This window comes from Aestuariibacter salexigens DSM 15300 (assembly GCF_000429145.1).
Classification (GTDB): domain Bacteria; phylum Pseudomonadota; class Gammaproteobacteria; order Enterobacterales; family Alteromonadaceae; genus Aestuariibacter; species Aestuariibacter salexigens.
This window is the reverse complement of sequence record NZ_AUBH01000002.1, coordinates 336,326-349,497: the sequence shown is the minus strand read 5'-3', so window position 1 is coordinate 349,497 and position 13,172 is coordinate 336,326. Positions and strand designations below refer to the sequence as shown.

Below are 13,172 nucleotides of genomic sequence, written 5' to 3'. Positions count from 1 at the left end.
CGTTAGCGGGTAAGCTGCGTCATGTGCAGGGTTGCCTGCACCGCGGCATTCCAGTGCTTACGCTTGTATGTACGCACCTCATCGGCCATCACAGGCTGGTAGTTCCGGTCAATTTGATTCAATGTGGTAAGTGTTGATAAATCTTCAATCAAGCCCTGCTGCAGCATAGCCAGTCCGGCGCCGCCCAGCGCCGTGGTTTCCATCACACGAGGGCGCATAACCGGCACAGCGGCGATGTCAGACAGAAACTGGCAAAGCCAGTTATTTGCCACCATGCCACCATCGACTTTTATCTGCCGGGTCTGGATCCCATCCATTGCCATTGCGTCCAGCAAATCAACGGTCTGAAAACAGACCGATTCTAAGGTGGCACGAATAATCTCGGCACTGCCGGTATCTCTGGTCAATCCAAATGCGGCACCTCTGGCATCAGGTTGCCAGTGCGGCGCACCGAGCCCGGTAAAGGCTGGCACAAGGACAATACCATGGTCATCATTCACACTACTGGCAATCGCTTCAGATTGTGCAGCATGCGTCAGTATCCCCAATTCATCACGCAGCCACTGTACTGCCGCACCGGCTATAAATACTGCACCTTCCACCGCATAGTGGGTGGTGCCAGCGACTGAGTAGGCAACCGTGGACAACAGGTTATTTTTTGACGCGAGACACAGTTGACCAGTATTGACTAACGCAAAGCAGCCGGTACCGAAGGTGACCTTCGCATCGCCCTGGGTCAGCCCACCCTGACCAATTAAGGCGGCCTGCTGGTCGCCAACAACAGCGCCTATTGGGATGGCCTGACCAAGAATGGCAGGATCCGTGACACCATAATCGTCTGCGGATTGTTTCACTTCTGGCAGCAGGCTCATTGGCACATCAAATAGCTCGCACAGATGCGGGTCCCAGTTCATCGTCTTGATATTGAAAAGGTTGGTGCGACTGGCATTGGTCGTGTCGGTTGCGTGAATGTGTCCCGACGTCAGCTGCGAAATCAGGAAGCTGTCGATGGTACCAAACGCCAGCTCACCCTGAGCAGCAAGCTGTCTTGCGCCATCAACATGGTCAAGGATCCAACTGATTTTGGTTGCTGAAAAATACGGATCGAGTCGCAAGCCGGTGCGTTGATGAATATCGATGGCATGTTCTGCCAGCTGCTGACAGCGGTCTGCGGTGCGTCTATCCTGCCACACAATGGCGTTGTAGATGGGCACGCCCGTCTTGCGATTCCACACCACGGTGGTTTCGCGCTGATTGACGATGGCCATACTCACTACGCTGATGTCGTTATCAGCAGCAAACTGCAGCGCCTCTCTACAGACTGCTACACAGCTGTCCCAGATAGCCTGAGGCTCATGTTCAACCCAGCCGTTGGCGGGATAGTGCTGGGCGAACTCCTGTTGCGCAGTAAACAGGGCCTGCCCTTCGGGTGAAAATAAAATTGCGCGACTGGATGTTGTTCCCTGATCCAGTGACAGGACCGCGTTCTGATTATTATTCATTGATTAAGAAGCCTTAATCTGACACGTTCGTTCGAATGTACACGCCATTGACCTGTGGTCAAGCATCAACGCTGCGTCTGAGTCTCTGTAATAGTGCAATATCATTGGCAGCCAATGGACCTTTGGATACCCATTGCATCAGTAATGCTTCCTGAGACTGCTGTTCACCGTTTTCCAACTTATCTGCCATCATTTGCAGTTGTAAGGCCTTGCGTTTTTCCTGCTCGCTCTGTGGTGATGGCACATCAGCCAGAATCTCCATCATCACAGTAAGCTGGTCGCGGGATAAGTCAGTCGCCTGTGTATCCACTTTGAACCATTGTCGGTAAGCAGGAGGCACGTCATCAGCAACAGGTGGCTGCGCGCCTTCACGCCAGCTTTCCAGCGTCGAAAATAGAGCCTCTAGTTCTCGCTGCCTCTGTTGTTGCTGTGCCTGCAGACGCTTTTTAGCCAATGCCTTGTCGCACTCTGACACCGCGCTATCCAGCTTCTGCCGCTGTCGCGCCGGTAAGGTATCCAATTGAGAATGCAGCATCTTTTGCTGCTGCTGAGCATGTTTAAGCGACTCATTGTCGCCACTCTCATCGATCAGTGTGCGCAGTTGGGTTATTAACTGTTTCGCCTGTTCGACCTGTTCATCCACCTCGTTTCGATGCGCCTGCCTTTGCTCACCGAGATTGGCAAATATGGCATCGTTCACGCGTCTGAATTCGCGCCACAGCTTGTTGTCTTTCTTATGCCCTGCAAAGCCAATATTTTTCCAGCTCTGCTGGAGTTGCTTAGCCTGCTCTGCGGCGACCTCAGCGTCCTGTTCATCCGCCAGTGCGCTGGCCTGAGTGATCAGGCTTTTCTTACGTTCAGCATTTTGCTGATAAAACGCTTCCGCCTGCTGCTTAAGAGGGGCGATGGCATCAGAAAAGGCTTTGGCGACCTTATCGCGTTGCCCACGCTCCACTTCGCCGCAAGTTTGCCAGCGTTGTAAAAAGTGTCGGTAGGCGTGTTCAACTTCGTGAGTATCCTGCTCAAGGTCAAATTGACTCAACTCATCCAGTATGGCCTGCTTTTGGGCAAGACTTTCCTGACGCTGTTGCTGACGCTGAGCAAAATATCCTCTGCAGGGCGCAAACGCTCTCTCGAGCGCGTCATCAAACGCTGTGTTCAATGCAGAATCTTCGTCAGATTGGAGCACACCCAGGCTGGCCCACTCAGCACGCAGTTTTTTCACTTCCTCAGCACGTTTACTGTGGTCGGTGACCGGCTGGCTGGCAAGCTGCTGCGCTTGTTCTAACATCGCGGGCTTGCGGGGCTGCGCAATGTATTCCTGCCAGCCCTGCAACTCTTCGACATCCTGTTGTACCTGTTGGTACTGTCGCTGTAACCGTAGCTGGGCTTTCTCAGGAAGTGCTGCATACCAGCTGCTGACCTTCTTAAACAGACCCATTGCCGGTCTGAACCGCCCCTGTTTAATCAGGCTTTCCACGGCGCGTAGTTTATTGCGGACCCGCGACTCAGACTGTTTGATTTGTTCTTGCAGTGCATTCATTGCCTGTTGAAAGGGCTTGCGCGCTTTTTGCCACTGCTTATCAAGGCGCTCTGGCCACCAGTCTGCGAACGCATTTTTAATCGAGCGATAGCGTTCGGATAATTCACTCAGGTGCCGAGACACTTCTTCCATCTGCTCAACGTTCTCAGGTATGGCTTCTGTCGCCAGATTTTCAATGAGCTGTAAGGCCTTCTCACAAGCTGTCTGTAAGGCCGGCAGCTTGTCGATCGTCGCCCGCGACATCATTAAGCGGTTTAGCAATGACTCCAATGCAGCACGGCTGCTTGGATCGATATCTGCATCAGAAAGCGCCGTTGACAGGGCATCACTGGCATTCAGTAATTGTTGCTCCAGGTCAGTTATCTGTTCCTGGCTGAGTGTTTGAATCTCTCCATCCAACGTATCATTGAGAGACGACAGCACCCGTCTGGCAGACGCCTCAGCCGACTCTATGCGTTGTTTTGCTTCACGCTGTTGCTGCTGCTCATCAAAACGCTGCTGTAAGACTTGTTGGGTACTATCCAATTTACCGGTTAGTTGCGCATATTTCTCATTGAACGTGGCGGCTTCGGTATCGGCAAGGCAGTCAAATTGCTCAGCAAGCTGGCCAAATTCATCCGTCAATGTCTGGCGCTGCTCAGAGAATCGTCCAAAGTCCTGCTCGTCTCTGAGCGCGAGAAGTTTCGCCAGCACCAGCTTGGCTGCTGCAGCGATCTCTTTCGGTTTATTGGCCTGCGCTTCCCGCTCGGCAAGCAACGCCTGTGCTGCCTGTCTGACGTCATCATTGTCGACTTTTTTAATGATGCGCTGTAAGTCGCTGTCACTGTCAAATTCCGGCAAAAATTGCAGCTGTGCTGAGGCGTCTAGCACGTTATAAAACACATGGTTAAACAAGGCGGTCTTGTCGACTTTTTCAAGAATATGGCGCACCAGCGAAAGATCTTGCTGTACTAAAGGGTCTTGTCTTAACAACAGCTCGAGGGTAGCGAAGTCTTTGCTCTGCATGATAAAGTCTCGCTTCTGTTGCGCATCAAGACCTGCACCCTTTCCAGCCAGCAGCAATTGCTCAACTTTACGTCGTGCCGCCTTGCGAACTTTTTCATCAGAGGCAATTTCCGCCATCTTATTCCACAGTGGAAATGAATTGAGCTTTTCGAGCGCAGCAATACTCACGTCGGCACTACCGTCATTGAATGCAAGTTCATGCAAAATGCTCTTTTGCTCCGGGTTATCCGGTGTCAGCTCTGCGATGGCATGAAGTCGTTGTTGAGCATCAGGATGCTTATATTTTGGTTGGAAAAGACGCTTAAATATCATCCTGTTTAAACCGCGCAATGGTGTTGGGGTCTGGCTTATCAAGACCCATTTCTTGTTTAAGTTGTTGACGACTTTTCTGCACAATGTTGCCATCTTCGCCAATCGTCATATGCTCAGCAGATTTCAGCACTTTCGACTGATATAACAGCACCAGCTGCAGACTGTTGTCGCGCTGTTCCTCGGTTAACGCTTTACCATCCGGCCATTTACCGGTCTCAACGGCCTGACGCATGCGCTCATAAATCTCAGGCGTCATGGTGCTGAGCAATGCATTTATGTCCATTCTCTACCTTTTTAACAATGCCAGTCGCACGCGATTAACGATGTACCAGACAAAGCCAACGATGGACACCATAATGGCGAGGTTATGCTGCAAATCACCGGGTTGTGTGCCGCCCCAGTACATGAACCCAAAGCCAGTTATGAACAGCAGCATGGCGACCAGCGACTGGTTTTGCACGCGCTGTTTACGGTGGAACTTTTGCAGGTTTTGCTTGCGCAATATGTCCTCAGAAGAGGCATCTCCCACTGCAAAATTGCAATGCGGACACAAGGTTGATTTATCGGATATCTTTTTATTGCACGATGGGCAATCAGTTAATGCCATTCAATACTCCACGATGCCGACATTTGCTTATGTCTACGCATCACATTGATTGTCGGGATCACTGCGTCGGGTGCTCAGAACAAGCACGCGACGCAGGATGAAAGCGAGTTAATCCTTTTTAAACGTCTGCCAATACTGGTCGACAGATTCACGCATCTCCTTGCGCAGTAACAATATACCAAACAGGTTAGGCAAGGTCATGACCACAATGGCAACCGCAGACAGCGTCCATACCAGGGTCGTGTCTGAGAACGACGCCCACACAAATCCCGCTACGTAGATAACGCGGTACGGTCCGACAGAGCGCGGACCAAACAAATAGGTCATTGCCCTGTCACCATAATAAGACCAGGCTATCGCGGTCGAGAAGGCAAAAAGCAGCAGACCTACCGATACGATGTATTGGCCAAAGTCACCGAAGAACCCGCGGGTAAAGGCGATGGTGGTCAATGCGGCTGAATGGACCAGGGATTTCCCTGATACCACGATATTCTCGCGTTGGATATTGCCGTCAACCACCTGTATTGTGCCGCTAAACAGGTCTTCTTCAGAGCCGACGCCAAAGCGCACATCTTCAGCAAAGGAGCGCGCGTTTAACAAGGTGAAGTCCTGATTGACCGCCACACCATTCACAACATTGATGGGTCCTGTGTAATATTCCACACTGCTGCCGCCCACACCGTTGAGGTACTTATACAGCTGTTCCTTGTCTTCAGCACTGTCTTCAGAATACTGACCAGAAATGATCATCATGTCTGAACGCTCAAACACGTTGTGGTGCTTTTCCGTCCATACGCCAGACGACAGGATCACCAAACCGGTGATGGTACAGATGATAATGGTATCGATGAACGGTTCGAGAATGGACACCATGCCTTCGGAAACAGGCTCGTCAGTTCTCGCAGCTGCGTGGGCGATAGGTGCTGAACCCTGACCCGCTTCGTTAGAGAACAGGCCACGGTTTACGCCACGGTTAAAAGCATAAGCTATCGTTGCACCAAGGAAGCCCCCTGCCGCTGCAGAGCCGGTAAAGGCATCGGAGATGACTGACGCAAACGCAGGCCCGATATTTTCAATATTGGCAAAAATGACCGCAAACGCACCGATCAAATAAACCACCGCCATAAATGGCACAATACGCGATGTCACCGCTGCGATGCGAGTGATACCACCTAAGATCACCATCGCCAGCAGGATGCCCAGCACGCTACCTACAATCCAGGGCTCAAATCCAAAGGTTGCTTCGATACTCATGGCAATGCCGTTACTTTGCGGCAGATTCCCTGTACCAAATGAGCTAATCACAGTAGCAATTGCGAAGGCGACAGCCAGCCATTTCATATTCAAGCGGCGATCCATATAGTACATGGGGCCACCGGCCATGGTGCCATCTTCGGTTTGCACACGGTATTTGTGCGACAAGGTGACTTCAACAAACTTGGTCGTCATGCCGAAAAATGCCGTTGCCCACATCCAGAACAGTGCTGCCGGACCACCTAAAAAGATAGCGAACGCCACACCACTGATGTTACCGGTTCCTACCGTTCCTGATAGTGCCGTCGTCAGCGCCCGGAAATGCGTGGTATCGCCCTTCGCACCTTTACGATCGAATTTTCCGGTAACCACTTTCCATGCATGTGAAAAGTAGCGAACCTGCGGAAATTTCAGGTAAAACGTAAAAAACAGGCCGGTGCCGAGTAGCACATATGGAAACCACCAGGCGCCACCAAGATTGCCGTCCAGCAGTTTTAGAAAATCATGAAACGCTTCCAATGTTGTCCCCTAGTTATTGTTGTTATGTATGTTGTAGTTAAGTTAAAAAGCGTAGCGTTTTAGCGCAATCTGTCAGCGACGGATAATAACGCAACCAAGACGTCCTCGCCTAATTGGCGACAGCGCTGCGGCGACCATCCATACGCGGGATCCGGCAAATCGTTGTTATCCTTAAATGGCATTTCCAAAGTAAATGCCAGGCAGTCAAAGCGCTCGCCCACTGCATTTGAAGCGACGGTCAGGTTTGCTTTGCCCGGCTCATCTTTTGGATAACCATGCTCGTCCTGAAATTCTGGCGTGACGGTCAGCAAAGCCGATTTGAATGCTTCCTCCAGCGCCTGCAAACGGTCATTGTAGCCTGGGTTGCCTTCGTTACCCGCCACAAAATTATACGGCAGGTCTTCATCACCATGCACATCAAGATACATGTCAACGCCGGTCTCCTGCATCTTGTCCAGAACGTAAAACACCTCAGGACTCTTCTCAATACTCGGGGACGCCCATTCACGGTTCAGATTAATGCCAGCCGCGTTAGTACGTAAATGTCCACGTACACTTCCGTCCGGGTTCATATTTGGGACGATGTAAAATACGGCTTTATCAAGCAGCGCGCGAGCCACGCCATCGTCTTCGTCCAGCAAACGCTCCAACAGCCCTTCAACCAACCACTCAGCCATGGTTTCACCGGGATGCTGACGAGCGGTGATCCAAACCTGTTTTTTGCCCTCTTCCTGCTGGCCAACCTGAATAAGCGACAGGTCACGACCATCAAGCGTGTTACCTAAGTTGACCACAGACGCATCAAAAGACATCTGTGCGCGCGCCAGCAAATCGAGGTGCCGCTCATAACTGTAAGGGGCGAAATAGGCGAAATAGGTCTGTGCGTACTCGGGTGTAAAGTGGATGGTCAGGTTGTCGCCATCAAATTCACTGTCGACTCGAAACCATTCGTCGCGATCATAGGAGACCACGGCCTGATAATTATTCCAGCCATTTGGATAGGCAGAGCCTTTTAAGTCGCCAATGGTAATACGGTGCTCAACAAACGGCGTGCTATCCAGCCTGAAATGAAACCATTGATAAAAATCCGATTGGTTATCTTTGTTGATGCGCAGCGAAATATCTTGAGGGTCCTGAGCATGAATAACCTGAATATTGCCACTGTCGAAGTTACTGCTAATTTTCATTCATCGGCTTCCTTTTGAAAACCGCGTTAATCTACCATACTCGCAGGTTAAATGGGCAGGCAATTACCCACCCAATCGCATTATTTGTGCAACAACTCGGTTAATTTTAAACCCAGTGCAGTGCTATAGCCCATGGCGCTGTCGATGATGGTGTTATTTTCATCCACAAGGTAGTAGGTTGGATAGCCGCGTATGCTGAAGTGCTGTTTAAGTTCGTTGCTGCCGAGCAGCACCTTGCCTTGCACATCGTTGTCAGCAACGAACTGATGCACACTCTGCACTGATTCATAATCTAAAGCGACACGGACAACATGAAAGGCGTCGCTATCAATATAATCGAGGTTGTTGATACTCAGTCGGCATACCCCACACCAGGGCGCAAAAAAATACACCAGTGTCGGTTTCTGCGCTGACAGCAATGGCTGGACTTCTCCCTGTAAAGAGACAAGACGTTGTGTTGGTACAGTGACAATATTGCCCTCATCCAGCAGATGCCGTGACTGCCATGCATAAACAGCAGTAATGAGCAGCACAACGATAGCTATCTCCTTTACCCATCTTTTTACTCTCTGTTTGTTAAATATCGTCATCGACAGTCTCATTACCTGTTTTATTGATAATACTGCAAACCGGATGTCAGCGACCTTTCTTTCACAGCAATAAAAAAGGCCGGGAAACCCGGCCAATGCGTACATGCAATTTATCTTGTAATTATGCAGGGATGGTTGGATAGGCAAGTCCGGCCATATCACGGACAACACGCATCACCTGGCAGCTGTAGCCAAACTCGTTGTCATACCACACATACAGAGTCGCGCGATTGCCAGCGACGATCGTGGCCTGCGAATCGACAACACAGGCTGCTCTCGAACCGACCAAATCTGTTGATACGATTTCTTTTGACGCAGTGAAGTCAATCTGGTGCTGTAACGACGAGAACAGTGACGTGTCACGCAGAAAGTCGTTCACAGACTCTTTGTCGGTATCCTGTGCCAAAGTCAGGTTCAAAATCGCCAGCGATACATTAGGTGTAGGCACACGAATAGCATTACCTGTCAGCTTTCCTTCCAGCTTAGGATAAGCCTTGGAAACTGCCTTGGCTGCGCCCGTTTCGGTAATGACCATGTTTAATGGTGCACTACGACCGCGTCGCTCAGCTTTATGATAGTTGTCGATGAGGTTCTGGTCATTGGTGTAGCTGTGCACGGTTTCCACATGGCCGTTATCGATACCATATTTTTCATCCAATGCCTTGAGAACCGGCGTAATAGCGTTGGTCGTGCAGCTGGCTGCAGACAAAATGGTGTCTTCAGGCAGCACGTCTTTATCATTTACACCGTGCACAATGTTTTTGATATCGCCTTTACCTGGCGCGGTCAGGATGACCTTGGAGGTGCCTTTCGCTTTCAAATGCAGTCCCAGACCATCACGGTCACGCCACATACCGGTATTGTCGATAACAATGGCGTTGTTGATACCGTACTGCGTGTAATCTATTTCATCAGGGCTGTTGGCGTAAATAACCTGGATGAAGCTGCCATTTGCCTTCAGAGCCTTGCGCTCCTCATCGATGGTGATGCTGCCGTTAAATGGTCCATGTACTGAATCGCGACGCAGCAAGCTGGCACGCTTTTCAAGGTCACCGTCTCTGCCGCCACGTACGACAATCGCTTTGAGGCGAAGCTTGTTATTTTTTCCCTGACGCTCAATCAGTAAACGCGCCAGCAAGCGACCAATACGACCGAAGCCGTAAAGCACAACGTCTGTAGGAGGATGGTCTTTGTCGCCGTTGAGCGCATCGGTCAGTGCACCTGACAGAAAGTCTTCAATGCTTTGTTTCGCATCGTTCTTGTAATGGTACTCGTAAGCCAGTTTACCCAAATCGATCGTAGCCGGCGCCAGAGACATTTTACTCATTGCTTCCAGCAGTGGGTAACTTTCTCTGAGACGCAGTTTTACGCCTTCATGCAGACGAACAGAACGATGCGCTTTGATGATATCAATCGCGGTCGCATTCAATAGCGGCTTACCATAAACAGTCACTTCCACTGATTGGTTACGATAGAGTTTGCCTAGCAGTGGCAGCATCATTTCAGCGTATTCCTGACGCTCCTGCCAACTTGACTGCAATTCCTGTTCGAATGGTTGGTTCATACTTCAGCCTTCACAATGGTGTAATTAAACGTAGGGTAGAGATATACTCTTTTTTGAATTCAGACCGGCGCCGTGCCCGCCTGCAAAAAATCGGCGGTATTCTAATGAAAGCGCGTGTCCTAGCCAAATTGTGTGAAATTTTCAGAAATCGGGTTATTCGATGTACAAAGACGATTTTGTTCGTAAAAAACCTTCATATGTAGCGGGGACCGCTCATTTGTTCATTGCCTTATGTGGCCTAATGCTGCTAACGGGATGTGGGGGATTATTTGAAAAGAGCGTTAACGAAATCTGTGCTGAAAATCCACAAATGTGCGATGACCTTAACCCCGACGGATGGTGTCGTGCAGAAAAAGCAAAGATCATCAAGCATCGGTTTGAGCATCAGGAGACGCTGACGCCACGCAATACCTATGATCAGTTAATCAATTTTGAACACTACAAAAAGTGTATTGAAAAGGCGTCACAGATTGAACATATCAAGCTAAGAGAAAAAGAAGCAGGACGAATAAAGGGCCTTCTGACTGCTGAGCGCGAGTTGAAACGTTTATCGCGCAACACCTGTAACTCTGATAGTCCTTACCTCCTATACTACTGCGCATCGCGGTTCGGTAACGAAGACGCGATGCAGAAGTTTTTATCATTCGAGCAGCAAGGCAGACTGAATAGCGCCGAGTTACAAATTGCGTTAGCCAGCCATCAGGTAAAATTCGATTTCCATCAGGCGCTGAAAACGCTCCATTATGCACTTTCACTTTATACCGATGATGACGACATCAATACTGACGTGTTTAGCAGTTTTATCGGTATTTATCTTAAACTCGGTGAGGTAGACAAAGCGTATGTCTGGACTAAAGTGGCGGAAGCTTTCGAGGTCGATGGCCTTGATGCAGTGCAGATGGAAGTGATGGCTCGTCAGGCAGGCAGCAATACCGATCGCCTGGAAGACTACGCGGACCGGATTATAGATATGCTGGAAGACCGGCAGTTTAACATGGCGCCGCTGTAATAAACTTTCATAAAAAAATTTATGAAACGCTCAATTTTTACTACTGCTCGCGCTTTTCAAATGTCATCGACACTGAATTGACGCAGTAGCGCTTGCCAGTCGGCATAGGACCATCATCGAAAACATGCCCTAAATGTGCATCGCACTGCTTACAGATGATTTCAGTGCGACGCATGCCGTGGCTGTCGTCGAACCGATAATCAACATTGCCCTCTTCGCTTTGTGCTGAAAATGACGGCCATCCGCAACCTGCATCAAATTTGTCAGCTGAATCGAATATCACAGCGTCACAGCAGGTGCAGTGGTATTTTCCTGTCTCAGTGTTGTGCAGTAGCTCACCTGTACCCGGGTATTCGGTACCTTTCTGACGGGTCACACGATACGCTTCTGCCGTCAGTTTTTGCCGCCATTCGGCATCGCTGATCAGTTTAGGGTCGTGCTTGGTGTCGCTCATTTCTTAATCATTACCTGTGGTCTGGCCGGATCGCTCCATTCTATATGGAATTTTTTCCCTTCCGGTTTATCGACACGCTGAAAAGTATGCGCACCAAAGTAATCCCGCTGTCCCTGCAGCAGATTGGCGGGTAGCACACCGGCACGATATGAATCATAGTAATTCAGTGCAGAAGACATGGCCGCACAGGGAATACCGTTCAGTGTTGCCATCGCAATAGCCTGACGCCAGTTGGCCTGATAACGGGCAATCTGCTCGACAAAAAACGGTGCCAGTAACAGGTTAGGTAACTCCTCATCCTGTTCATAGGCATTAGTAATCGACTGTAAGAATACCGCACGGATAATACAGCCAGCGCGCCAGATTTTAGCAATTTCAGCAAAATCCAGCGTCCAGCCCTGCTCTTTTGACGCCATATCCATAAGCTGAAAGCCCTGTGCATAGGCGCATATCTTCGAGCAATACAACGCATCGCGTAGCTGCTCGATGGCGGCGTGCTTCTGCTCATCGGTCAACTCAGGCTTTGCTGGCCCTGCCAACATTGCGGACGCATGCACCCGCTCGGCTTTTAAACTTGAAATGCTGCGCGCGAAAACCGCCTGAGCGATGGTTTGTGCAGGGCTTCCTACTTGCAGCGCACTGACTGCTGTCCACAGACCGGTACCTTTCTGGCCGGCGCGATCAAGGATCACATCCACTAACGGTTGGTCCGATTCCGGATCCTGTTGCTCGAGCACTTCGGCACTGATTTCAATCAGATAGCTGTTTAATTCGCCCTCATTCCAGTCTCTAAAAATAGCGGCAATTTCTTGCGGCGTCATACCCAGCGCTTCGCGCATGACATGGTAGGCCTCGCAAATCAGCTGCATGTCGGCGTATTCAATACCGTTATGTACCATTTTCACGTAATGACCTGCGCCCACAGGCCCGATGTAGGTCGCACATGGCTCCCCTTCGGTCACGGGTTTACCGATGGTTTGTGACACAAGAGGCTTACCTGTTGTCGGGTCGACCTTGGCCGCAATCGCTTTCCATACCGGCTCAATACGTGTCCAGGCGTAGGGGTCACCTGATGGCATCAGTGACGGGCCAAAACGCGCGCCTATTTCACCGCCGGAAACAGCGGTAGAGAAGAAAATGAACTTACCTTTGTACTGTTTTTCGCGCTCTACAGAGTCTGTCCATAGACTGTTGCCCGTATCGACAACAATATCATCAGCCTGAATACCAGCGTCAATCAGGTGATGACAGACATGGTCCACAGGATCACCCGCAGGTACAGAGAGTATGATCAGATGAGGCGCGTTAAGTTTGCTCAATAGCTCGGTATAGGAACGGCAACCAACAATGCGTGCCGGGGCGTCACCACGCTCAGCCTCATCCTGGGCTAGCAGCGCATCAATTTTATCCTGGTCTAAATCGAAACAGGCAATGCGGTAGCCATTATCTGCCAGGTTTAGGGTAAGATTTTTACCCATTACGCCGAGTCCAATAAAGCCGATATCACATTGTTGGGGAGTGTCTGTCATCGCATTAACCTGCAGTTGCCGATTTTGCTGGCGGATTATACACACCTGACGCTGAATTGGTACGCCGTCAGCGACGCTCAGTCTGGTTTTTTCCATC

Annotated in this window: 11 protein-coding genes; 1 reads left to right on the top strand and 10 read right to left on the bottom strand. The window is 50.2% G+C overall.

The window, feature by feature from the left end; translation table 11 throughout:
* Positions 1-2 precede the first annotated feature (2 nt).
* The 8 genes from glpK to G441_RS0105675 all read right to left on the bottom strand — a co-directional run bounded on the left by glpK (position 3) and on the right by G441_RS0105675 (position 10,083).
* Positions 3-1,502, bottom strand: a complete 1,500-nt coding sequence (gene glpK / locus G441_RS0105710) for a glycerol kinase GlpK (RefSeq protein ID WP_026375452.1) — start codon at positions 1,500-1,502, stop codon at positions 3-5.
* A 58-nt stretch (positions 1,503-1,560) separates the two neighbouring features.
* On the bottom strand, positions 1,561-4,362 hold the full coding sequence (locus tag G441_RS0105705; RefSeq protein ID WP_026375451.1) for a DUF349 domain-containing protein: 2,802 nt from the start codon (positions 4,360-4,362) through the stop codon (positions 1,561-1,563).
* Complete coding sequence (locus G441_RS0105700; RefSeq protein WP_026375450.1) at positions 4,352-4,645, bottom strand: YeaC family protein; 294 nt, start codon at positions 4,643-4,645, stop codon at positions 4,352-4,354. Before G441_RS0105700 ends, G441_RS0105705 begins: the two co-directional genes overlap by 11 nt.
* 3 nt (positions 4,646-4,648) lie before the next feature.
* Entirely contained in the window at positions 4,649-4,969 is a 321-nt protein-coding gene (locus tag G441_RS0105695; RefSeq protein WP_026375449.1) for a hypothetical protein, read from the bottom strand.
* Between the two features lie 108 nt (positions 4,970-5,077).
* The gene (locus tag G441_RS0105690) at positions 5,078-6,742 is read right to left on the bottom strand and encodes an alanine/glycine:cation symporter family protein (protein WP_026375448.1); all 1,665 of its coding nucleotides are present in this window, start codon (positions 6,740-6,742) and stop codon (positions 5,078-5,080) included.
* A gap of 59 nt (positions 6,743-6,801) precedes the next feature.
* Entirely contained in the window at positions 6,802-7,929 is a 1,128-nt protein-coding gene (locus G441_RS0105685) for a M14 family metallopeptidase (protein WP_026375447.1), read from the bottom strand.
* Positions 7,930-8,009: 80 nt separating this feature from the next.
* A complete protein-coding gene (locus G441_RS0105680) occupies positions 8,010-8,519 on the bottom strand; it encodes a redoxin family protein (RefSeq protein WP_169726051.1) in 510 nt (169 codons plus the stop codon).
* A gap of 121 nt (positions 8,520-8,640) precedes the next feature.
* A complete protein-coding gene (locus G441_RS0105675; RefSeq protein WP_026375445.1) occupies positions 8,641-10,083 on the bottom strand; it encodes a glyceraldehyde-3-phosphate dehydrogenase in 1,443 nt (480 codons plus the stop codon).
* Between the two features lie 241 nt (positions 10,084-10,324).
* Between G441_RS0105675 and G441_RS18040 the strand changes: the two genes are divergently transcribed.
* Positions 10,325-11,092 (top strand): DUF2989 domain-containing protein, encoded by a 768-nt coding sequence (locus G441_RS18040; RefSeq protein ID WP_169726050.1) that lies wholly within the window; start codon positions 10,325-10,327, stop codon positions 11,090-11,092.
* 40 nt (positions 11,093-11,132) lie between these two features.
* Here G441_RS18040 and msrB read toward each other — a convergent pair whose 3' ends face one another.
* The gene (gene msrB / locus G441_RS0105665; protein WP_034474513.1) at positions 11,133-11,546 is read right to left on the bottom strand and encodes a peptide-methionine (R)-S-oxide reductase MsrB; all 414 of its coding nucleotides are present in this window, start codon (positions 11,544-11,546) and stop codon (positions 11,133-11,135) included.
* Complete coding sequence (gene gndA, locus G441_RS0105660; RefSeq protein WP_026375443.1) at positions 11,543-13,075, bottom strand: NADP-dependent phosphogluconate dehydrogenase; 1,533 nt, start codon at positions 13,073-13,075, stop codon at positions 11,543-11,545. Before gndA ends, msrB begins: the two co-directional genes overlap by 4 nt.
* Positions 13,076-13,172: the final 97 nt, after the last annotated feature.

Bases quoted from the DNA above. Each gene is read 5' to 3' on its own strand.
- G441_RS0105675 (WP_026375445.1), bottom strand. From the start codon at position 10,083: ATGAACCAACCATTCGAACAGGAATTGCAGTCAAGTTGGCAGGAGCGT.
- G441_RS0105680 (WP_169726051.1), bottom strand. From the start codon at position 8,519: ATGACGATATTTAACAAACAGAGAGTAAAAAGATGGGTAAAGGAGATA.
- glpK (WP_026375452.1), bottom strand. From the start codon at position 1,502: ATGAATAATAATCAGAACGCGGTCCTGTCACTGGATCAGGGAACAACA.
- G441_RS18040 (WP_169726050.1), top strand. From the start codon at position 10,325: ATGCTGCTAACGGGATGTGGGGGATTATTTGAAAAGAGCGTTAACGAA.
- gndA (WP_026375443.1), bottom strand. From the start codon at position 13,075: ATGACAGACACTCCCCAACAATGTGATATCGGCTTTATTGGACTCGGC.
- G441_RS0105695 (WP_026375449.1), bottom strand. From the start codon at position 4,969: ATGGCATTAACTGATTGCCCATCGTGCAATAAAAAGATATCCGATAAA.
- G441_RS0105700 (WP_026375450.1), bottom strand. From the start codon at position 4,645: ATGGACATAAATGCATTGCTCAGCACCATGACGCCTGAGATTTATGAG.
- msrB (WP_034474513.1), bottom strand. From the start codon at position 11,546: ATGAGCGACACCAAGCACGACCCTAAACTGATCAGCGATGCCGAATGG.
- G441_RS0105705 (WP_026375451.1), bottom strand. From the start codon at position 4,362: ATGATATTTAAGCGTCTTTTCCAACCAAAATATAAGCATCCTGATGCT.
- G441_RS0105685 (WP_026375447.1), bottom strand. From the start codon at position 7,929: ATGAAAATTAGCAGTAACTTCGACAGTGGCAATATTCAGGTTATTCAT.